The 22,728-nt window shown below is 66.2% G+C and carries 14 protein-coding genes and 1 pseudogene; 7 read left to right on the top strand and 8 right to left on the bottom strand.

Annotated features, from left to right (window positions below; translation table 11 throughout):
* Positions 1-85, top strand: a pseudogene (locus ACIBL3_RS38695) (IS5/IS1182 family transposase); the annotation flags it as partial.
* 181 nt (positions 86-266) lie between these two features.
* Here the strand turns inward: ACIBL3_RS38695 and ACIBL3_RS38690 are convergent.
* Positions 267-1,106 carry an AraC family transcriptional regulator gene (locus ACIBL3_RS38690; RefSeq protein ID WP_396358927.1) on the bottom strand — a complete coding sequence of 280 codons (840 nt, stop codon included), beginning with the start codon at positions 1,104-1,106 and terminating at the stop codon, positions 267-269.
* A gap of 158 nt (positions 1,107-1,264) precedes the next feature.
* Here ACIBL3_RS38690 and ACIBL3_RS38685 point away from each other — a divergent pair, with 158 nt between their 5' ends.
* A complete protein-coding gene (locus ACIBL3_RS38685) occupies positions 1,265-2,104 on the top strand; it encodes a phytanoyl-CoA dioxygenase family protein (RefSeq protein ID WP_396358919.1) in 840 nt (279 codons plus the stop codon).
* Positions 2,105-2,299: 195 nt separating this feature from the next.
* On the opposite strand, the gene ACIBL3_RS38680 is transcribed toward ACIBL3_RS38685, so the two are convergent.
* Entirely contained in the window at positions 2,300-3,547 is a 1,248-nt protein-coding gene (locus ACIBL3_RS38680; RefSeq protein WP_396358918.1) for an ROK family protein, read from the bottom strand.
* 192 nt (positions 3,548-3,739) lie between these two features.
* Between ACIBL3_RS38680 and ACIBL3_RS38675 the strand changes: the two genes are divergently transcribed.
* The 4 genes from ACIBL3_RS38675 (at position 3,740) to ACIBL3_RS38660 (ending at position 8,210) form a co-directional block, all read left to right on the top strand.
* On the top strand, positions 3,740-5,041 hold the full coding sequence (locus ACIBL3_RS38675) for an ABC transporter substrate-binding protein (protein WP_396358917.1): 1,302 nt from the start codon (positions 3,740-3,742) through the stop codon (positions 5,039-5,041).
* An 82-nt stretch (positions 5,042-5,123) separates the two neighbouring features.
* On the top strand, positions 5,124-6,020 hold the full coding sequence (locus tag ACIBL3_RS38670; protein ID WP_396358916.1) for a carbohydrate ABC transporter permease: 897 nt from the start codon (positions 5,124-5,126) through the stop codon (positions 6,018-6,020).
* A complete protein-coding gene (locus ACIBL3_RS38665; RefSeq protein WP_396358915.1) occupies positions 6,017-6,937 on the top strand; it encodes a carbohydrate ABC transporter permease in 921 nt (306 codons plus the stop codon). The genes ACIBL3_RS38670 and ACIBL3_RS38665 overlap by 4 nt, the downstream gene beginning before the upstream one ends.
* A complete protein-coding gene (locus ACIBL3_RS38660) occupies positions 6,918-8,210 on the top strand; it encodes a Gfo/Idh/MocA family protein (RefSeq protein WP_396358914.1) in 1,293 nt (430 codons plus the stop codon). Before ACIBL3_RS38665 ends, ACIBL3_RS38660 begins: the two co-directional genes overlap by 20 nt.
* 81 nt (positions 8,211-8,291) lie before the next feature.
* Here ACIBL3_RS38660 and ACIBL3_RS38655 read toward each other — a convergent pair whose 3' ends face one another.
* Positions 8,292-13,082 carry an Ig-like domain-containing protein gene (locus ACIBL3_RS38655; RefSeq protein ID WP_396358913.1) on the bottom strand — a complete coding sequence of 1,597 codons (4,791 nt, stop codon included), beginning with the start codon at positions 13,080-13,082 and terminating at the stop codon, positions 8,292-8,294.
* Positions 13,083-13,133: 51 nt separating this feature from the next.
* The gene (locus ACIBL3_RS38650; RefSeq protein ID WP_396358912.1) at positions 13,134-14,165 is read right to left on the bottom strand and encodes an enolase C-terminal domain-like protein; all 1,032 of its coding nucleotides are present in this window, start codon (positions 14,163-14,165) and stop codon (positions 13,134-13,136) included.
* A gap of 278 nt (positions 14,166-14,443) precedes the next feature.
* Here ACIBL3_RS38650 and ACIBL3_RS38645 point away from each other — a divergent pair, with 278 nt between their 5' ends.
* On the top strand, positions 14,444-18,286 hold the full coding sequence (locus ACIBL3_RS38645; RefSeq protein ID WP_396358911.1) for a discoidin domain-containing protein: 3,843 nt from the start codon (positions 14,444-14,446) through the stop codon (positions 18,284-18,286).
* 63 nt (positions 18,287-18,349) lie between these two features.
* Here the strand turns inward: ACIBL3_RS38645 and ACIBL3_RS38640 are convergent, their stop codons facing one another.
* From ACIBL3_RS38640 to ACIBL3_RS38625, 4 genes are all read right to left on the bottom strand, one after another.
* A complete protein-coding gene (locus ACIBL3_RS38640; protein ID WP_396358909.1) occupies positions 18,350-19,126 on the bottom strand; it encodes a FadR/GntR family transcriptional regulator in 777 nt (258 codons plus the stop codon).
* Between the two features lie 137 nt (positions 19,127-19,263).
* Positions 19,264-20,241 carry a ribose-phosphate diphosphokinase gene (locus ACIBL3_RS38635; RefSeq protein ID WP_396358908.1) on the bottom strand — a complete coding sequence of 326 codons (978 nt, stop codon included), beginning with the start codon at positions 20,239-20,241 and terminating at the stop codon, positions 19,264-19,266.
* Positions 20,242-20,310: 69 nt separating this feature from the next.
* Positions 20,311-21,333 (bottom strand): threonine aldolase family protein, encoded by a 1,023-nt coding sequence (locus tag ACIBL3_RS38630; protein WP_396358907.1) that lies wholly within the window; start codon positions 21,331-21,333, stop codon positions 20,311-20,313.
* 13 nt (positions 21,334-21,346) lie between these two features.
* Complete coding sequence (locus ACIBL3_RS38625; protein WP_396358906.1) at positions 21,347-22,720, bottom strand: class II 3-deoxy-7-phosphoheptulonate synthase; 1,374 nt, start codon at positions 22,718-22,720, stop codon at positions 21,347-21,349.
* Positions 22,721-22,728 lie beyond the last annotated feature (8 nt).

Genomic DNA, 22,728 nt, shown 5'->3' with positions numbered 1-22,728 from the left:
CCGCATCACCCTCGACCCCTGGCGCATCGGCGCCATCACACAAGCCGCACTCGTCCTACTTCAACTACAAAGACCAGCCCGGTGAGAAAACCTCATTGAACACTGAACGTCCTGATTGCGGCCGCCGTCGTCCCTGGATCCAAAGTCCCTGGCGGCGCACCAAAGGCCAGGTAACAGCACTTCTGTGGTGGACGCACCCGAGGCGAGCATCGGGCGCCCGCGGATGTACGAGTTCGACAACGATCCGGGCGACGCATCCACCGGTCTCATGCCTCCGGCGGAGGCACGGGCTGCAGGTACGCGGCTCGGTACTCCGTTGGTCGCATCGATTTCAGTTCACGGAAGCGCCGGTTGAAGTTGGCGAGGTTCCGGTAGCCACTGCGGGCGGCGACCTCGGTCACTGGCAGAGCGGTGGTGGTGAGCAGCTTGCAGGCCGTCTCCACCCTGAGCTGGTTGACGTAGTCAGTGAGCGTGCAGCCGATGGCCTGGCGGAAGAACCGGCTGAACGAGGTCGGCGACATGTGCGCGAGGCCGGCAATCTCGTCGAGATGCACTGGGCCGGTATGAGTCTGCTGGAGGTACCGGCACACGACATCGACACGATCGCGTACGACGGTGCTTGGTGCTGCGGTATATCCGGCCCCGGTCACCGGAGTGGGCGCGACGTCGGTGGCGAGGCGATGCAACACGTCGAGCAGTCGCACGGTCTGGACCGCCGACGCGAAGCCCGGAAGAGACGCCACATCCGCCCGCAGCTCCTCTGGGACGTCGCTGAAGGACAGACCGCGGGCCGAACGTTCCAGGAGGCTCTGCACGGAACGGAACTGTGGGAGTTCGAAGAATCCCGGGCCGAGGAAGTCGTACTGGAATTGGGTCACCGCGGCCTCGGCCAGATTCTCGGACCGCTCCGAGGCGTACGTGTGCGGCAGATCAGGTCCGAGCAGGACCAGATCGCCCGGACGGTACAGCTCCACCGTGGTACCCACATATCTGACCCCAGTGCCGGCAGTGATCAGGGTGAGCTCATACTCCCGGTGGAAATGCCAGTTGAAGTCGAAGGACTGATCGCGCCTGACAAAGCAGGTGAAGGTCGAGTCGTTGGGCACTCCAGGCCGTTCGTAACGCGGCTTCACACGGCAATCCTAGGCACGATCGCAGGGGGCAACTGAGTACCAGAACTGGCCAACAGCGGCGTGGTGCGTGCCCTCTGCGGGCTGCGATGGTCAGCAGACTCGACCGTCGATCGACACCAGGAGAACACGACATGACGACTGCGACAGACGCCCCGGTAGGCGAGCTGGACGTCCCCTATGACGGCCTGTCCGCGACCGCGACCGCGGACTTCAATCGAGACGGTTTCGTTCACCTCTCCGGCGTGCTCAGCCCGGCGACGATCGCGCAGTACGAGCCAACGATCACCTCCGAGGTGATCCGGCTGAACACCCAGCACCTTCCACTGGCCGAGCGCGACACCTACGGGAAGGCGTTCCTGCAGGTCACGAATCTGTGGCGGCGGAACGAGAAGGTCAGACAACTGGTGTTCTCACGTCGCCTCGCGGGCATCGCGGCGCGGCTCCTCGGGGTTCACGCCGAACGCATTTACCACGACCAGGCCCTGTACAAGGAGCCGAGCGGCGGCATCACCCCCTGGCACGCCGACCAGTACTACTGGCCGCTGTCCTCCGACCGTTGCGTGACGATCTGGCTGCCGCTGCAGGAGACCCCGTTGGAGATGGGCCCGCTCGCCTTCGCCCGCGGCAGCCACAACTTCGCCTTCGGACGGGACCTCCCGATCTCCGACGATTCCGAGGAACAGCTCGAGAAGGCCATGGCACAGCAGAACTTCGAGGACGTCGTCGAGCCCTTCGCACTGGGTGACGCCAGCTTCCACCGCGGCTGGACCTTCCACCACGCCGGCCCGAACCGCGGCACCGTACCGCGCCGGGTGCTGACCGTGATCTACATGGACGCCGACATCCGCGTCACCGAGCCCACCAACGACTACCAGACCAACGACCTCAGCCACTGGATGCCCGGCACGCAGCCAGGCCAGATCCCGCAGACGCCACTCAATCCTGTCCTCTACGACACCCGCACCCTGTGAATCCAGAAACGCACCTCAATCAGCACGAAGAGCCCACCAACAACGACAAGTACGGTCCCGCGGTTGTGTGCTGGGTGACGTCAGGAACGGATGTGTTGATTGTATGGACAGGTGCGTTCGTGTGAGCTACCACCGTGCAGGTCGACGTGCATCGGATCACGCGCTGACGGCGGCGACGGCATCCGGCAGCAACGATCATCCGGCCTCGTCGGCGGCCTGCCCACGGGCGAAGGGATTCGAGAACAGCATCTCCTCGACCTCGCTCAGGGCAAGACGCACCGCTCCCACAGCGGCCGCGCTCTCGCCGAGAGGTGAGACGACGACGCGCGGTTCGAACATGCACACCTGAGCGAGTCTCGAGCGGATCGCGTCCGCCGCAATGTCACCGGCGACGACCACGCCGCCGCCGACGACCACCACCTCGGGATCGACGGTGATCACGAGCCCCTCGATGGCCGCAGCGAACTCATCGGCGAAGTCGATGACCGCCTGGCGGGCACCGGCCTCTCCTCGCTGCGCCGCCTCGAAGACCGTCAGCGGATCGATCCCGAGCATTTCGTCACGCGGGAGCGTATCGACGCCGACTCCGGTGAAGCTCACGAGCTTGCGGTAGGCATCGATCAGCCGGCGGCCGGATTCCGGCGGAATCTCCCCCGCAGCCCCGTGATGCCCTAGCGGCGAGACGCCGTCGATGAGGTACGAGGATCCGATCCGTCGCCCCACGTGGAGATACACGGCGCTGCTGCAACCCACGGCCGCGCCGACCCAGTACTCCGCGAGGACAGCAGCGCGCATGTCGTTCGCGACGCGGACGGGGACGGGGAGGAACGCTCCCAGCATCTCGGCGATGTTGTGCCCTTCCATCTGAGGGATGGTGGAGCGCACCACCTGACCGTCAGCGCTCGCGATGCCGACCGTCGCAGCGGCTGCGGCGAGGATCTGCCCAGGATCCCGATCGGCCAGGCGCAGCGCTTCCGTGATCGCCGTGCGTGCCGCTGCGCTGCGCTCGGCCGCGCTCGCGCCGTCGGCCACGGGATAGTCCGCTCGCCCGATCACTCGCCCTGCCAGGTCCGAGACGAGTGCTCGCACCCAATGCCGTGCGAGATCGACCCCGACCACACAGCCGGCCTGGGAATCGAAAAAGATCGTCCGAGCGGGCCGGCCGGCCGAACGACGGCCGGGCGCCCCGGGACTCGGTGGCGCAGCGGCCAGCCACCCCTGCTCGACCAGAGCGTCCACCACATCCTCGGCGGTCGGACGCGAGATGCCTGCTGCTTGCGCGATCTCGGTCACCGTGTATCGGTCGCCCGCCGTGACCTCGCCAGAGCCGACCACGCCGGTCGCTTGCGCGGCGTAGAGCAGCCGCAGCACGGCGACGACGTTCAACTTCCGCAACGCGGAGGGGTCCCCCGCGTGCCCGGTACCGACACCCTTGACCGACATAAAGAATCTCATTTCTGAATCGCCCGGACACTCTCGATCCCCCGAGGATATAGGGAAGAGCGAAGGGTTGACAGCACCCCCACCCGTTGCGAGACTACCCGAAACCACCCATTACGAAACTTTTTTGGATAACTTCGCGACGTGTCGCACCGGCGGGACCGCCGCAACCCCTACTCAAGAAATGAGACATCCGTGCGTACACAACGGCGTAGAACGCGGTACCTGGTCCTGGGCACCCTTGCCGCGGCTGCCCTCGCGCTCACCGGCTGCACGGCCGGTGCGCCTGCCTCGTCCGAATCCAGCGACGAGGTGACCCTGACCTTCCTCGTCTCGGAATCCCCGAACCTGACCCCGCAGTACTGGGACGCCGCGATCGCCCGGGCCTCGAAGGAGGTCCCCGGCGTCAAGATCAAGAAGGTCGTCGGCGAGAACACCCCGGCCTACGCACAGCAGCTGTTCGCGTCAGGTCAGGCGCCCGACATCTTTGCCGCCGGCATCGCGAACGGCCTCGCGCAGAAGGGCGAACTCGCCGAGTACAGCCGCGACGAACTGGAGGCCGCCGGCATCACCGACTTCACCTCCGGCACCATCGACGGCAAGTTCTACGGCATCCCCACCGGCGCGCAGGCGATTCCGCTCGTCTACTACAACAAGGACCTCTTCAAGAAGGCGGGCATCAGCGCCCCGCCGAAGACCTACGCCCAGTTGCTCGAGGACTGCGCGAAGCTGAAGGCTGCCGGCATCTCCCCATTCGAGATCGGCGGTGGTGGCAAGGACACCTGGGCGACGTCGTTCGCGCTGAACGCCACCGTCTCGGCCGACGTGCTCGTCGCCGATCCGGCCTGGTTCCTCAAGCGCGAGAAGGGCGAGGTGAAGTTCACCGATCCGGAGTTCGTCGGCGCAGCGGGGAAGGTCGCGAAGCTCATGAAGGACGGTTTCGCCGATCCGGACGGCATGACCCGCACCTACGCCGACCTCGAGCAGGCGTTCCTCGCCGGTAAGGCGGCGATGTATCCGATGGGATCGTGGTTCACCGCCGCGGCTGACGGCAAGAAGCTGACCAACATCGGCGTGTTCGGCTGGCCCGGCGACGACGGCAAGCCGGCTTTCCCGGTCGTCACCGGCGCGGGCATGAACGTCAACGCTAGTTCGAAGAACGTCGATCTCGCCAAGAAGTGGGCACTGGCGTTCGCGACCGACAAGGCGAACCTGGACTCCTCTGTTGTCACCGACAGCGCGATCGTGACGGTGAAGGACTACACGATCCCCGACGGCGTGGGTGCGCTCTACAAGGAGATGGCGGCCGGCTACGACGCTGCCGTCTCCGAGAACGCGACCGTCCCGGCCTGGGGCAACATCACGGGCGACGGCGCGCTCCCGCCGGGCTTCAACGACAAGCTGATCGCGGCCAACGTCGACCTCCTGACGGGCAGGACAACGCCCGAGAAGTTCGCGAAGGACCTCGACGAGCAGTACGCCGCCGCGCAGAAGTAGGCGCATCCCGCCTCGGGAACGGGACGGACTCCGGCCGGAGCCGTCCCGTTCCCGAACGAGATACTCGAGAAGCGAAGACCCTATGAACACGCACACGAAGCGCAGGAAGATCCTGCGCAATCCTCTCCACTTCCTCTTGTTCGCACTGCCCGGCGCCGCGCTCTACGCGGTGTTCGTGCTCTGGCCGCTGCTGGTCGCGTTCGGGTCGAGCCTGACGAACGAAGACGCCTACCGGGTCACCACCTCGTTCGTGTGGTTCGAGAACTACACCCGGCTGTTCTCCGATCCGGCGTACCTGCAGACTTTGGGCAACACCGTGATCCTCACCGTCATCTGCATCATCGTGCCGAACGCGCTCGGACTCGGGATCGCGATTCTCCTCGACCGCAGCGGATGGGCCTTCAACGCGATGCGAGCGGTGTTCTTCGTGCCGGTCATCCTCTCCTCCGTCGTCGTGGCGGTGATCTGGCAGCTGCTGCTGAAGGACGACGGCCTGATCAACTCCGCACTGCACCCCTTCCTGCCCAACCCGCCCGGCTGGTTGTCCGATCCCTCCCTCGCTCTCTACAGCGTCGGCGCCATCGTCGCGTGGCAGTCCGTCGGTGTGTGCGTGGTGCTGTACCTCGCGGGTCTGCAGAGCGTTCCCAAAGAGCTCCTGGAAGCGGCGTCCATCGACGGCGCCGGGCCGGTGCGCCAGTTCCGGGCCGTGACGTGGCCGCTCCTGGCGCCTTCGGTCACCATCATGACGGTGCTGTCGATGATCGGCGGCTTCAAGATCTACGACCAGGTGAAGGTGATGACCAACGGGGGTCCTGGCGTCGGCACGACATCGACCCTCGCGTTCGACGTCGTGCACACCGGCCTCGACACCGGCGCCGTGGGATATGCCGCGGCCAAGGCCGCCGTGATGTTCCTCATCATCGCCGTGATCTCGCTGTTCTCGATCCGGCTGATGCGCAAGCGGGAGGTGGACCTGTGATCACCGCAGAGTCGACGGATGTCATCGAAAGCACCGTCGAAGATGGCACGGCCCGCGCTCGTCGCCGCAGGCGTCGTCGGCGCGGTGTGGAGGCGAGCGGCGCCGGACCGGTCCACACGGGGATCGCGCTGGTCGTGACCGCGATCTTCATCTACCCGATCTACCTCGTCCTGCTGAACGCGTTCAAGACGCAGGAGGACATCTACAAGTACCCCGGGCTTCCGGTGCTGCCGCTCACGGTGCAGAACTTCGTCGACGTGTTCACGCGTCCCGACGCGCTGTTCTGGACGGGCCTGATCAACAGCGTCCAGATCACCGTCATCGGCACCCTGGTCTCCACCGTCATCGCCGCGATGATGGCGCACTACATGGTGCGTTCGCCGGGCTGGTTCGCGAAGCTGCTGTGGATCACCATCCCGCTCGGGCTGATGATCCCCCAGGCGACGACCCTGCTGCCGCTGCTGCGCATGATGCGGGACTTCGGACTGATCGGCTCGGTGTTCGGCCTGATCATCGTGTACGTCGCGGGGAACCTGCCCTTCGGAGTGCTGGTCTTCACGGGATTCATGCGGACCATCCCGAAGGGGATCGAGGAGGCCGCCGCAATCGACGGCGCGGGCCCCATCCGCACGTTCTGGGCGATCGTGTTCCCCCTGCTGCGGCCGGCGGGAGCGAGCGTCGTCATCTTTCTGGCGGTCGGGCTGTGGAACGACTTCATCACTCCGCTGATCATCCTCGGACCGGCCAACGGAAGCACGGTCACGGTCGGCATGTACCGCCAGATCAGCGAACACGTGTCGAACTACGGAGCGGTGTTCGCCTACATGGTGCTCGCCACGATCCCGATCGTCATCCTGTTCATCTTCTTGCAGAAGTACTTCGTGAAGGGACTGCTCAGTGGCGCAGCAAAGGGATGACGCCGTCATCAGCAGCACGCGGGACATCCGCCTGGCCGTCGCCGGCGCCGGAATGCGCGGGCACGCGTACGCGGCGGAGGTCGCCGAGCTTCCGGGTGTCGAGGTCGTCGCCGTCGCCGAGAGGAATCCGACGACGCTCGCCCGCTTCGCCGGCCTCTTCCCCGACGCACAGGTTTTCGACGACTGGCGCGACCTCGCCGCACTGCCGCGCCTCGCCGATGCGGTCATCGTGGCGCTGCCCGATGAGCATCACCGCGACGCGAGCGTGGCCTTCGCCGAAGCGGGCTACGACATCCTCCTGGAGAAGCCGATCGCGACCAGCCCGGAGGACTGCGACGACATCGAGAACGCCGCGAAGGCCAACGGCGTCAGCATCACGGTGTGCCATGTGCTGAGATACACGGCGTACACGAAGACGTTGCGCCAGCTCCTCGATGCCGGCGCCATCGGCGAGGTCATGCAGATCGAGCATCTCGAGCCGATCGGTCACCTGCACTTCGCGCACTCCTTCGTGCGCGGGAACTGGGGCCGTTCCGTCACCAGCCACAGCCTGCTGCTCGCAAAGTCGTGCCACGACATCGACTGGCTGCTGCACATCATGGGACGCCCGGTGCAGCGGGTGACGTCCTTCGGCTCACTCGGGTACTTCCGCCCCGAATCGCAGCCGTCCGGCGCGTCCGATCGCTGCGTGACCTGCGCGGTGGAGTCCTCCTGCGCATTCTCCGCGGCGCGGTTCTATCGCCGCGGTCTGAACAACCCCGGTTCCGCCGAGGAGTACAACGCCCTGGTCATGGCGGGCGCGGTGACGCCGGAGGCGATCGACCGTGCCCTGGAGACCGGCCCTTGGGGGCGGTGTGCGTACCTCTGCGACAACGACGTGGTCGACCACCAGACTGTGCAGCTCGAGTTCAGCGACGGACGCCTCGCGAGCTTCACCCTCTCGGCCTTCACCGAGGGCAGCAACCGCAAGACCCGCCTGTTCGGCACCGCCGGGCAGATCACCGGCGACGGGCGGATGATCAGCGTTTACGACTTCCGCACGCTCCAGACGACGGTGTACGACACCGACGAACTCGGCTTCGACGCCGCGGCGGGTCACGGCGGCGGCGACCGGCGCCTGGTCGAGACGTTCGTCGCCGCGCTGCGGGACGACTCCCCCGAGCAGCTCACCACGAGTATCGCCGAGAGCATGGCCAGCCACCGTGTGGTGTTCGCCGCCGAGGAGGCCCGCCGCACCGGCACCGTCGTATCCCTGGCTCCTGCCATCGCGTGACGCCCTGCGAGCCGAGGCCCGCGTGTACTGCCGGCGGTGCCGGCAGTACACGCGCTCGACGCCGGTGTTACATCGTGAGCGTCAGCGGTCCAGGACGTTGACGAGGGCGGCCGGCCTGACCGGCGTTCCCGTGACCGCGCCGGTGACGACGAACCAGCCCGGCTTGGCGACCTTGTCCAGGGTGACCGGGTCCCAGGTCACCCCCAGCGGGGCGGTGGTGCCGTCGCTGTAGACCGCGTCGGCCTGCGCCGGCAGCGGCGGGAGTTCGCCGATCTTGGTGTCGACCGAGACCGGCCTGAAGTCCACGATCGCCTTCGCCTTCGGGACCGTGTACACACCGAACTCGGCCAACCCGCACTCCGCCCCGCTCGGGTTGTTGTAGGCGATGTCGGGATCGATGGTGAACTTCACCCAACTGGTCTTCACCGGAGCGTCGAATCTCACGACGTTGTCCGGCTGGCCGTTCCACTGGATACCGGTCACCCGTTTGCTGCCGCCTTCCCACTCCAGGACACCTTCGACGATCTGGTTGACGTCGTGGCCGCGGTCGACGAGGTTGACGTGGTCGATCTCGACGGGAGCCGGGAACTGCAGCTTGATCCACGGGCTGCGGTCGATCTGCTTGGCCGCCCAGGAGGTTGCCTTGTTCCCGTCCGTCGCCTTCGGACCCAGATAACGGTCGTCCTGGCTGTTGCCGTCGGGTACGCCGTTGCGGTCGCGGACGGAGGAGACCGTGACACTTGCCGAACTCGCAATGTTGTCGGACAGCGCCGTGATCGCGACCGGGTTCGACTCGACCGGTACGCCGTCCAGCGTCACGACGGCCTTCGCTGTGGCCTGGAACGCACTGGTGATCGGTTCCTTCAGCACGATCGTGTTGCTGCCCGGCACCGCCTGCAGTCTGCTGTCGCTGAGGACGTACTCGGTCGTCGCCTTCGACAAGTTCGCCTTGTCGCCGGTGTTCAGCGTGCCCTCGATCGTGCCGACGACCGGTTCGTTCAACTTGACCGAGCTGTTGCTCAGTGCAAGCTTCACCTGCTTGAGGAAGGTCGGGAACGACATCCGGCCGGTCGCGTCCACGTCGACATAGAGGTAGTCCTCGGCCCGGTATCCGGCCAGCTCCGCCGACACGGTGACCCGTGCCCTCCCCGCCGTACCGGACGACAGCACCCGAGCGTCGCCCATCGCCACCACTGACGGGTTGTCGCTGGTGATCGTCAGTCTGGCGTCTTTCAGGTCGAGGGGCGCACCCAGGAACGACGAGCCCGTCACCTCGATCGTCGCCGTACGGCCGTCGGTGGCGGCCTTCGGTTGCAGTTCGAGGCTGCCGAGGGCGGTGAGGTCCCGCAGTGAGTAGACCCGGACGTCCAGCACGTCGACCGGACTGCCACCTTGTCCGCCGCCGGGGAACGAGACCCTGACATAGCGGGCATGGACGCTGGGCCTGGCCGGATCGACCGGATAGTTGTAGTACAGGCCGTCCTGCTCCCAGCCGTACAGCGTCGTGTCACTGCCCGGCACGGCAAGCGTGTTTCTCGCGGTCGGTAGCCCGGCGCCGGACACCGTGTTCGTCTCGTTGCCGGCCGACCAGTGCTCGCCGTCCTCGCTGTACTCGATCCTCACCTTCTTCGGCACGTTGTAGTACGTGACGTTGTCGGCGTTCGGCATGTGGTGGTTGAAGAAGACGTTGACCCGCGAGAGGTCCTGCATCTTGCCCAGGTCGTAGGTGATGGCCGCGTTCTCGTCGCCGGCCGGGGCCGTCCACTTCGCCAGGTTGCCGCCGGTCGCGTCGTTGATCACGCCGTCGGACAACAGCTTGGCATGGGCGTTGTCCGTGGTCACCTTCGGCGTGAGACCCGCGGCAACATCGGCGTCCGGAAGCAACGTGATGTAGTTCCGCGTCGAGGTGTAGGTCTTCCCATCCACCGTGACGTCGGCCCAGTAGCTGTACGTCACCGGAGTGGACACCTTGCCGGCGAACCGCATCTTGTTGCCAGTAACAACGAACGGCGACTGGTCGGCCGGGATCTCGGTGACCGTGATCTTGCCCGCGGCGTTGTCCCGCCGGCCGTCCACCGTCGCATAGTGGAACTTGACGTCGGTCGCGTCGAGGACATCGACGTCGCCGCCCTTCTGGGTATAGCCCTTGAACGCCACCGGGACGTCCTTGTCGGTGCCGAACTGTCCCCAGAACCGCGCCCCGTTCGTCAACAGGTTCACGCCGACCAGCGGGAGCGCGGCCGAGATTGCCCGGTTCCGGACCTCGACCGGGTAGGTGTCCGTCATGACCTGCGGCGGGTTGACACCGTCGTCGTACGTCGAGGTCACGGTGATGGTCGCCGTACCGTCGCCGGTCGGCCTGACCACACCGGTCGCCTCGCTCACGGTCGCGACCTGCGGGTTGCTGCTCGTGTACTCGAGCTTCGCGGGAGCGAACACGTTGGTGTAGTTGTTCAGGTAGCTCTCAGCCCGCAACTGGAGGCTGTTCGGCTCGGTCTGGCTGCTGAAGAGCTTGACGCTCGTCATCTTGTACTTCCGGACCGGGTCGGCGGTCCGGATCTTGATGATGGTGTCGATGGGATCGGCCGTGACATCGGAGGTGTCGATCGAGACGTAGTACTTGCCGTTCGACGTTTCCGTGGTGAACCGCAGCGAACTGCCCTTGTTCAGCCACTGCACCTGCTGGACCGGGTAGTCGAAGGGGCCGATGTGGCTCATCGCCGACTGGCCGGCGAAGCCCGTCTTCGCCGTCCCCTGGATCTGGTTCTTGACCATGTGCAGGTACACGTACTGGTCGCGGGACATCGCGTAACCCCAGTCCGGACCCTGACCGTGCGCGATCGCCTTCTGCGGGTCGGTGTACCAACCGGGTTTCCGGGTGTAGTCCATCGTGTACGGCGTGGTGCCGTACATCGACTCGCGCAGATCAGGACCGCGCCCGTTGTCCATCCACCTGACGATCGACGACCGCATGTCCGACAGCTGCTGCGACGACACCGGCACCATCGTGAAGATGTTGGTGTTGTCCAGGTTGCTGCTCAGGTTGTCCATACCGCGGCTCACCGTGATCGAGGAGTCGTAGTTCATGACGTAGCCGTGGCCGTACTGGTTGATCAGCTCCTTCGTCGCCTCGCGCCAGTCGTCACGTTCGTTGCCCTTGGCGTACTGCGTCCAGATGTCGAGCGCCGTCGTGTACGGGTCGTTCCATTCCTCGTGGGCGACCTTTCTGCCCTGAGGCAGGATCCCGGTGCGCCAGCCGCCCTCGTTGTAAGGCTCGCTGTTCCAGAACGGACGCTCGTGCAGAGTGATGTCCTGGTCGCCGGTCTGCGCGTTCGGGTTCGCATCGATCAGCACCCGGTCGTTGTAGTTGCGCGCGGAACTCCAGGCGACGTCCGGATTGGAGTAACTCTCCGGACCACCGTCAGCGAAGACGTACCACGGGTCGTACCGCGCCACCAGACCTTGGATGTCGCTCTCGAGGATCTGGGATCCTTCGTACAACGACGACACATACACGCCGAACTTCAAGCCGTAGCGCTCTGCGGCCTGCTTCGCCTGAAGCACCCGGTCCTTCACGTGCCAACTACCGTCCGGGGACTGGTACAGGGCGTTGTACTTGTACAGCTTGTTGGAGTTGTTCGGCGTCAGGTTCGCGTTCGGCGACGGCCAGTAGTAGATGGTGTTCTGCAGGCTCTCGGTCGAGAGCATGGTCATACCCATCTCTTTCGCCGTCTGGGCCCACTCGTCGTAGTTGTAGTTCGGGTCGTACAGGTTCGGCATCGTGCCCGTGGTGTGCGACAGCGCCGACATCTTGCCGTCGATGAACCAGTCGACAGGGTTCTTCTTCACCGTGATCGTGTACGGCTTCGTACTCGTCGCACCGGCCGCGTCCGTCGCCTTCACCGTGAAGGTGTAGTCCTTCTGCGATGCCCCGTGGGCGCCGTCCGCGACCTTGCCGTCAATGTGACCGTCGGACGCCAGCGTCAAGCCGGGCGGCAGTTCGCCGGCGGCGATCGTCCAGGAATAGCCGGGGCTTCCGCCGGCCGCCTGGAACGTGAACGGGGCCGCCTGCGGGGCGATGCTCGACGTGTTCCGGTTGCCGTCGATCGTTGCGACCATGCCGACGTACGGGTTCTCGGCGTACGCGTACGGCAGGGTGTTGGACGGGTAGTCGTTGGCCGGAACGTCGGCGTTGCGCGCGGCGAAGGCCTGCCGATCAATACTCAGGCCCTTGGTGACGATACCGAGCTGGTTGTCCGCCACGTTCGGCCCGGTGACCGAGTAGGTCAGTCCGGGTACGGCGTTGCCGGCGCTGTCGCCGATCCTCGTGTAGAAGCCGAGGAAGTTCTTGTTCTTGCCCGGGTTCTTGTGCTGGATCTGGAGGAGCAGCTTGTTCCAGCCCTGGTTCAGCTGCACCGGGTACTTCGCGCCGGACTTGCTGACCCGGCTCGCGACCTGGGTCTGCTGCCCGACCGGGGCGTCGTTGGCGAACAGCCGGTACAGGCCCGAGCCGCCGACCTGCCACTGCACACTCTGCGCGGTGGGGCTGTAGACGTAGCTCGCAGCCGCCACCCACTTGTCGACCGTTGACTGGCCCTGCTTGACGTCGAAGTAGCCCATCAAGTCGTTGTAGTCGTCGTAGTTCCGGTTGAAGATCCGGTCGTCGAAGTACTGCCAGGTGGCCGTGTCCTTGCCGATCGCATCCGCGTCGACGTACGGACCCGACACCACCCACTGGTTCAGGTACGGCGCGGTTCCTCCGGTCTGAGCCGCCTGCGCTTGCGGCTGGGCCTGCACAATGCTGCCCGCCGCGAGACCCAGCGCGGTCACGGCCGCGAGAACGCCGTACCGGATCCTTCGTAATCTCTTCACGCTACCTCCTTCGAGTTGGTGAGATGAGTGCTGGCGGAGCGAACTGCGCGATCACTCGTAACCGATGCCGGGTGCGGTCGGAGCGCGCACGAGGCCGTCCGGGCCGACAGCCTGTTCGCGGACGATCGGGTTGGCGTAGACGAGGGACTCGTAGTACGAGGTGTTGGGGATGGCCATGCACAGATGGGCGTTGACGATGTCGGAGCCGTGCACCTCCGCGCGCAACTGGAAGCTGTCCGCGAGGTGCGCGATCCGCATCGCCCCGGTGATGCCGCCCTTGTACTGCGCACTGGTCCGGACGTAACCCGCCGTACCGGCGGTGATGAAGTCCGCGACGTTCATGTGCGCGCCGTCGGAGGTCTCGGCGACCAGCAGCGGTACGTCGACACGCTCGGCGAGCCGGCGGTACGCCGTGACGCCGAACTCCCGCATCGGCTCCTCGTACCAGGTGTAGCCGACCTCCGACAGGGCCCTCCCGACGTACACGGCGTCGGTGAGGTCGAAGCCTGCCGAGCCGTCGTACATCAGCGGAACGTCGTCGCCGACGTGGGCGCGCAGTTTCTGGCACAGTTCGGCGTCGGCGCGCGCATCACCCCAGGCATGCAGCTTGATCGCCTTGTACCCGGCCTCGAGGCACTGGTCGGCGACGTCGAGATACTCCTCCACCGACGCGAACGTCACGGTGGACGCGTACGCGGGGATGGCGTCCCGGAAGGTCCCCAGCAGTTGGTGAACCGGCAGACCGGCGGCCTTCCCGGCCAGGTCCCACAACGCGACGTCGACCAGTCCGAGCGCGTAGATCGGCAGCTCCTCGATCCGGTCCAGCTCCCACAGGCGATGCCACAGGAGCTCCCGCCAGAGCGGGTCCGCGCCGATCAGGTCGGCCCGGATCCGGCGCTCGACGAGGTCGGCCACGATCCGTCCGCGACGCGTTCGCGCCTCCCCCGTCAGTCCCTCGTCGGTGTGGATCCGCAGGATGCCACCTACCACCGGCCCCTCCGAACCCGGGAGCCCGGCACGCCACCGGAACGGCGGCTGCGCCGGCAGGTCGACGAGTTCCAGGGTCACGTCTGTGATTCGCATGTCGTCCTTCAGGTCGGGAAGAGCAGGGCGCAGCGCACGGCAAATACTTCTGATCTATCGAATCAAAGTTCGGCAAGTAGAGCAGATCCAAAGGGTTGACGCAATAGAGGGGCCTGGACATACTCGACGCACCCTCGAGCGCGCCTGGCCAGGGTGTTCTGGCGCCGCGGAGGACGGTGAGCCCGAGGAGTCAGTGTCTCTTCAGGCCTTAATTCATCACCAGAAGCATCAGATGCATCTACTCGGCTCGACTCTCGGCCGGTACAAGGAGACTGATAGTGAGACGCAAAAGAACCGCATCGTTAGCAGCCCTTGCGGCGATCCTCGCCGCGTCGTTCCTCCTCGCACCACCGAAGACGGCGCACGCCCAGCAGGTCGCCGGCAGTGCCCCGTTCATCAACTCGTGGCTGGTCTCGGGCCCGTTCGACGCACCGGTGGCCGACAAGCTGTACGAGTGCGAGGTCCCGGAGCCGGTGAACCATGCCCCGCAGGCATCCTCGATCACGGCGTCGTCCTCGACGCTGGCCGGGAATCCCTTGTCCTATCTGGTCGACGGGAGCACCGGCAAGCAGTGGGTGACGCAGAACGATGCGAGTCCGTGGGTGAACTTCAGCTGGAGCACCCCGATCTCGTTGAACGAGGTGCGCATCGCGCAGTGGGGCGACTCGCGGCACGTGAACAACTGGTACCACGTCACCTTCACCCTCGCGGACGGCAGCTCCGTCGCGTCCGGCCAGGTGAACAGCACCTCGTCAAGTCCGTCCTCGCCGACGGTGTACTCCGCGGATCCCGGGCTGAAGAACGTGGTCGCGATGAAGATCGAGATCGACAAGGGGCGCACGCCGTACCCGTCGATCACCGGGATCTCCGAGGTCGAGGTGTACAACCGGCCGGTGCCGGTCGACGGGAAGACCCAGATCACGCCCCGACTGGGCGAGTCCCTCGGCGCCGGGAGCGAGCACCAGGACTGGGAGTACTTCGACGACCGGCTCTACAACCGTAACTACGACGACTATCAGGACCTGTACGGGTACTACACGGTCAAGAAGGGCGTCGACACGCGGAACAAGTACGTCTACGCCAGCACCTATGTCTACAGCCCGGAGCCGAAGGACGCGTTCTTCAACACCGGCGCCAGTGGGTCGTACCGGATCTACGTGAACGACCGCTGCATGACGTCGCCGAGCACACCGGTCGAGGTACAGAAGGACCTGACCAAACAGGCCGTGCACCTGCGGCAGGGCTGGAACAAGCTGATGATCCAGATCAAGCACACCTACACCGAGGACGTGAACGCGAACGGCGTGCCGATCGCGAAGGATCAGAACGTCGCCTACCTGGGGTTCTACGGCAGGGTCGCGGATCAGAGCGGCAACGCCGTGAGCGGATTGGTGAACTCGGTGGCCGGACCGTCCGAGTCGCTGAAGATCGTCTCCCAGGGGCTGTCGACCGACGATCCGGTCAGCGCTCCGCTGCCCCGCAACACCATGCCCACCGGGTACAAGGAATGGCCCTACGTCTGGAACAAGTCGACCAGAACGGCGAACCACGGCGTGGCCGCGTCGGCGTTCCAGTTCATGGCCGGCGGAGGTACGCCGGGCTACACCTGGAAGATCGTCGACGGCCGGCTTCCGGACGGCCTGGAACTGAACCCCGACGGCACGATCGCGGACGGCCTGGTCGGTGGGAAACCCGACCTGAACAGCACCAAGGGCATCATCAGCGGTGCCGCCGCGACCGGCGACTACAACTTCACCGTGCAGCTCACCGACAGCGCCGGAAGCAGCGCGACGAAGACCTTCACGACAACGGTGAAGGAACGGCCGAACAAGTGGTTCGAGGAAGGCAGGGTCGGCGCCCTGACCCATGCCACGCCGACGTACGACTACTTCGTCGATCCGAACTACTCGGTCGATCTCTGGGCGGCGAGAGCAAAGCGCCAGGGACACTCACTCGTTTCGATCGAGGCCCTGCAGCAGAACTACTTCTGGCCGTCCAAGTTCGCCGACCCGAAGCACGTCAGGCAGCTCTACCTCCCCAAGGACAGCAGCGGCCAGGTGGTCGACGGCCTGAAGCGGTACGAACAGGCCGTGAAGCGCCAGGGCATGGAGTTCGGGCTCTACTACGCGACCGAGGGCGGCGGCCTGCAGCACTACTCCACCGACGTGTTCGTGCAGAACGTAGAGGATCTGATCGGGCGCTACGACCCGGCGTACCTGTACTTCGACGGTCCGCAGGCGATGCCGAACGCGAACTACGACGTGATGTACAGCGCCGTCCGCGACCACAGCAACGACATCGTCATCGACTCGAACGCCTGGGGAGAAGAGTTCGGCGACCCGGACCTCAGGACCGGCGAGGCGTCCGGCATCTACTCCAACGCCGGCGCGAACCACCTGGTCAAGCGCACGCCGATGGAACCGTGGAAGATGATTCGCACCAAGAATCAGGTCTCGCCGTACTACGGCCAGCGCGACGACTTCCGGCAGGTCACCAAAGAGATGATCATGAACGCCGGGCGCGGCTACGTCGACAACAACGACCAATCGGTCATCGACAGCCGCGGACCCAACTGGCACTCCCCCACCGAGATCTCCACCAGGTACCCGAAGGGCGTGCAGGAGTTCATCGACGTCCGGGAGAACCTGGCCGACTGGTTCGCGCCCGCCGGCCTTCCCGAGCGGCATGAAGCCACCACCGGTACGACGCCGTACTTCCTGGCCGGCCACGGCTACGAGGACAACGGTCGCGGGAACTACGAGAAGTTCGCCTTCCCGAACGGCACGACCGGGCCGCAATGGGGCTACGCAACCGCCCGCGACAACAACATCTACCTGCATGTCGTCAAGGGCCCCGACGGCAAGAAGGGCTTCGACGCCATCGCCGGACGGTCGCTCACCGTCAGCCCGGTCAAGGATCGGGTCACCTCGGTGACCTGGCTGAACCAGAACCTTCCGGTCACCTCGTTCAGCCAGACGGGCGACAGCCTGACCGTCAATCTCGCCAACGTCGAGGAAGACCAGATCGACACCATCGTCAAGATCGTGACCGACAACCCGGCGCGGAAGTACGAACTGACGAATGTCGTTGCGACCGGCAAGCAACTGGCGCCACGAGCTCTACGGGTCGAGGCCGAGGGGTACATGACGTACCCGGCCCTGAAGGCGAGCCTGTCGGCGGTCCGCTACAGCAGCGCGGATCCCGGCATCGCGAAGGTCGTGACTTCCGGAATCGTGACTCCCGTCTCGGACGGCACGACGACGATCACGGTCACGGGGACGCACGAGGGGGTCACCAAGTCGGACACGTTGAAGGTCAGCGTCACGGACGGTGTCGTCTTCGTCGGCGAGGACATGCTCGGCGCCTCCTTGCTGGTCGACGGGAAGGAGACGTACGGCGAGGTCGGCCTGAACGACGGGCTCCGGTACGAGATCCAAGGCAACTCGGCCAAGGGTGGCGCGATCGGGCTGGACGCGGCCCGGATCACCTGGCACGGCGGGATCGTCGACCTGGCCGGCGGCACCAACAACACGCCCGTGGCCATCACGGAAGTCGACACGTTCACGTTCGAGAAGAACGGGATCCTGACTCCGCAGGTCGACCGGCTCACCCGAGGAGTCGTCTGGGCCGACGTCACCCTGAACGGCAAGACCGTCACGACCAACCGGGTGTTCCTCGACCTGCAGCCCTACCGCAACCTTGCGAAGTCCGCGGAGGTCACCGCAGGCGACAACCAAGACGCGCTCGCGAAACTGACCGACGGACAGACCATCGACGCATCGCACTTCGACAGCTCGAAGTGGTCCGCGCCGGCCGGGACTCCGACCTGGATCCAGTTCAAGCTCCCGGCCCAGGCCGAGTTGTCGAACCTCGAACTGACCTACAACACGCTGGATCAGCGGTATCTGAACACTCCCAAGACGATCACGATCCAAACAAGCGTCGACGGAGTGAGCTGGACCGACGTCAGCACAATCAGCGGACCTACCGGCAAGGCGTACTTCGGCGCCTACAACCGGTACCCGTTGAACATGCAGGGACAGTACGTCAGGTTGGCCTTCGATGGCGGATCGAACGGATCGGCGATCGACCTGCTCGAGGTCGCCGTCAACGGCAAGTAGGCTCGCTGCAGATGCCTCGTCCGGGCTCGGGCCCGGACGAGGCACCGGCGCATGCAGTACCGCTCAGCTGGTGCCGTCGGCGGAAAACATGCGGGTGTGCATCTCGTGCTTGAACTGCGCCAAGGTCGTGTCGATGTGCTCGATCATCAGCGCCACCGCCTGCTCTTCGTCACCCGACCCGATCGCTGCCGCGATCGCCGCGTGCTGCTCCGCCGCCACTACGGTCGAGCCACCCGCGACGCCCGCCAGCCCGATCACACTGACCTGCCGCTGAAGCCGCTGCACGGAGTCGACACTCGCCGACAGAAACATGTTGGACGACGCGTCGCCGATCGCACCGTGGAACTTCTCGTCGGCCCGGTTGAACGCCTCCAGGTCCCCCTCCGCCGCGGCATCCACCGTGAGCTGCGCCGCCTCGCGCAACGCCTTCACCTGCGCCGGGGTCGCCCGCTGAGCGGCCAGCTTGGTCGTCGTGGTCTCCACGAAACGGCGGAACTCGAAGATCTCCTCGACCTGACCGAGATCGGCCGGCAGGAAATGCGCCAACGACTCCCGCCAGAGCGCACCCTCCGGCTCGGCCACATAGATCCCGCGACCCATCTGCACCGAGATCCGCCCGAGTGCGGACAGAATCTTGACCGCCTCCCGGACGATGGTCCGGGACATCCCCACCGCCTCCGCGAGATCCTTCTCGGTCGGCAACCGATCACCAGGTTCGAGGCGAGCCCGGACGATGTACTCGAGGATCCGCTCCGCCGCGATCTCGTACCCGGGACGATATCCGCCCTCCGCACCGACCTGCTGCGCCGCAGACGACAACCGCTTGGACCGGCCCGGCATCCCGTCTCCCATCGTCCACCGACACTCCGGATCCCAAGATACTTCACATCCACACAGTCACCAGCGACCGATCAACCCGAACTATCAGGAGCGAGGGTGGTGGCGAGAGCGTCGGAGCGGGCGTGGGTCGGCTGCGGCTAGAACGGGAGTTTGGGTTGGGGTGGGGCGTGGGTGGGGTCTACTCCGTCGAAGAGGCTGCTGACTGATTCGCCTTCGTGGATTCGTTTGATGGCTTCGGCGAAGAGGGTGGAGACGGAGCTGACCTGGAGTTCGGGGAAGCCGGCGGGGCGGGGGACGGTGTCGGTGCTGATGACCTCGGTGACGGAGGGGTGGGAGCGGAGGCGTTCCACCGCGGGGCCGGCGAAGAGGCCGTGGGTGCAGGCGACGGCGGCTTGGGTGCAGCCGCGGTCTTTGAGGCGGTCGAGGAGTTCCATGATCGAGCCGCCGGTGGCGATTTCGTCGTCGAGGATGATGGCGCGTCTGCCGGCCACGTCGCCGACGATGGCGTCGATCACGACGCGGTCGTCGGCCAGGCGCTGCTTGCTGCCGGCTGCGACCGGAAGGCCGAGGAGGCGGGCGAACTGGGTGGCGGTCTTGGCGTTGCCCAGGTCGGGGCTGACGACGACCGTGTCGCTGAGGTCGCGGCCGCGGAAGTGGTCGGCGAGGACGCCGATCGCGGTCAGGTGGTCGACCGGGACGGAGAAGAAGCCGTGCACCTGCGGCGCGTGCAGGGCCATCGTCAGGACCCGGTCGACGCCGGCTGCGACCAGGAGGTCGGCGACCAGGCGGCCGCCGATCGAGATCCGGGAGGCGTCCTTCTTGTCGGAGCGCGCGTACGCGTAGTGCGGCATCACCGCGGTGATCTGCTGCGCGGAGGCGCCACGCGCGGCGTCGATCATCAGGAGCAGCTCCATCAGGTGCTCCTGGGTCGGTGGTACCAGCGGCTGGACGATGTACACGTCCCGCTGCCTGCAGTTCACCTGCAACTGGACCTGCAAGCAGTCGTTGCTGAACCGATGGATCTCGACCGGTGAGAGCGCTACGCCGAGATCGGCACAGATCCGCTCCGCCAAACCAGTGTGGGCACTTCCGCTGAACACGACGATCTCTCGCACGGCTCTCCCCGAATGCTGCCGACCCGACAACCGCACCTTATCTCGGCCGCCCATCGCATCCACACAAGGTCATTGGATCAGGCGCGCCAGGGTTTCCGCGGCGGTGCGGCAGTCCTCGGTCGAGGCGTCGAGGTGCGTCACGACCCGCAGCTGCGTCGGTCCGACACCGCCGACGAGTACGCCAGCCTCGCGTGCGGCGGAGACGACCTCAGGCACCGACTTGCCGGTGGCGGCAAGGTCGGCGACCACGATGTTCGTCTCCACCTGGTCGGGCTTGACGGAACCGGGCGCGGCATCGGCCAGTACGTCGGCAATCAGCCGGGCATGAGCGTGGTCCTCGGCCAGCCGCTCCACGTTGTGCTCGATCGCGTACAACCCGGCCGCAGCCAGTACGCCGGCCTGCCGCCAGCCGGCCCCGAGACGCTTCCGCCACACCCGGGCCTCACGGATCAGCTCGGTCGACCCGACGAGCACCGACCCGACCGGCGCGCCCAGACCCTTCGAAAGGCACACGCTGACGGCCTTGGCACGGGACGCGTACGACGCCATCGACACACCAGACGCCACGGAGGCGTTCCACAGGCGCGCACCGTCGAGGTGGAGCGGCAGGCCACGGGCATCGAGTTCGTCGGCGAGAGCGTCGTACGCGCGCTGGATGGCGCCGCCGCCGAAGTTGTGGGTGTTCTCGACCGAGACGGCCGCCGTGGGCACGAAGTAGGCGCCCAGATCGGCCGCAATCAGCAAGCGGATCTGCTCGAGGTCGATCTGCCCGGCCGGTGCGCTCCACGTGCGCGTGGTGACGCCGCTGACGGCCGCGTGCGCGCCAAGCTCGGCCCGCGCGATGTGTGCGCTCGCCTCGCACAGCACCTCCGCGCCAGGCGGCACGAGCGCGCGGACACCAAGGATGTTCGCGAGGGACCCGGTCACGGTGAACAGGCCCGCCTCGTGGCCGAGCAGGTCCGCGACAGTCTCCTCGAGCCGGTTGATCGTCGGGTCCTCGCCGTACACGTCGTCACCGAGCGGCGCCGACGTCATCGCGGCCAGCATCCCGGCGGACGGCCGGGTGACTGTGTCCGACCGCAGATCAATCACGCAGCGCCCCAGATCATGCTTGGGCGCTGCGGAGCCGCTCCGCGACCAGGAACGCGAGCTCGAGCGACTGGTGCCGGTTGAGCCGCGGGTCGCAGGCGGTCTCGTAGCGGTTCACGAGGTCCTCCGCGACCAGCTCCTCACCGCCGCCCAGGCACTCGGTCACGTCGTCGCCGGTCAGCTCGATGTGCATCCCGCCCGGCCAGGTCCCGACCTGCTCGTGCGCGTCGAAGAAGCCCTGGACCTCGTCCATGACGTCCTCGAAGTTGCGGGTCTTGTACCCGTTCGGCGTCTCGAAGGTGTTGCCGTGCATCGGGTCGCACACCCACGCGATCGGCGAGCCGTGGTCCCGGACCGCCTCCAGCAGCGGCGGCAGCGCCTCGCGGATCTTGCCGGCGCCCATCCGGGTGATGAAGGTCAGCCGACCCTCGATGCCCTTCGGGTTCAGCTTGTCGATCAGGGTGCGGATGTAGTCCGGCGTGGTGGTCGGGCCGATCTTCACGCCCAGCGGGTTCGACAGCGAGGACAGGAACTCGACGTGCGCGCCTTCCAGCTGGCGGGTCCGCTCCCCCACCCACAGCAGGTGGCCGGAGACGTCGTACGGCTGCTCGGTCCGGGAGTCGATCCGGGTCAGCGCGTGCTCGTACTCCAGGATCAGCGCCTCGTGCGAGGCGTAGAAGTCGACGGTGTGGAATTCTTCGGAGTTCGCCCCGCAGGCCCGCATGAAGGCGAGCGCGCGCTCGATCTCGCTGGCGAGCCGTTCGTACTTCTGGCCGACCGGGGACGACTTCACGAAGTCCGTGTTCCAGGCGTGCACCTGGTGCAGGTCGGCGTACCCACCGGTGGTGAACGCGCGGGTCAGGTTGAGCGTGGCCGCGGCAGCGTTGTAGACACCACGCAGGCGCCGCGGATCCGGGATCCGCGCCTCGGAGCTGAACTCGAGCCCGTTGACCGCGTCGCCCCGGTACGACGGCAGCGTCACGCCGTTCCGGGTCTCCTCGCCGGAGCTGCGCGGCTTGGCGTACTGGCCGGCGATCCGGCCGACCTTCACCACCGGCACGCTCGCGGCGTACTGCAGTACGACGGCCATCTGCAGCAGCACCCGCAACTTGGCCCGGATGTTCTCGGCGGTCACCCCGTCGAAGGTCTCCGCGCAGTCGCCGCCCTGGAGGATGAACGCCTCGCCGCGGGCGACCGCACCGATCTTCGTGGTCAGGTCGTCGCACTCACCGGCGAACACTAGCGGCGGCAGCGTCCGCAGCTCGCCGATCACCTGGTCCAGGATCGCCGAGTCCGGCCACTCCGGCTGCTGCAGCGGCTTCAGCGCCCGCAGCTCGTCCAGGCTCGGCACACCGGGCACTTCCCCCGCAGTCAACGTCGCGAATTGCATGGCCCCAA

The sequence above is a fragment of the Kribbella sp. NPDC050124 genome, assembly GCF_044460355.1.
GTDB lineage: Bacteria > Actinomycetota > Actinomycetes > Propionibacteriales > Kribbellaceae > Kribbella.
The sequence above is the reverse complement of the archived record's forward strand: the minus strand, read 5'-3'. Positions and strand labels throughout refer to the sequence as shown.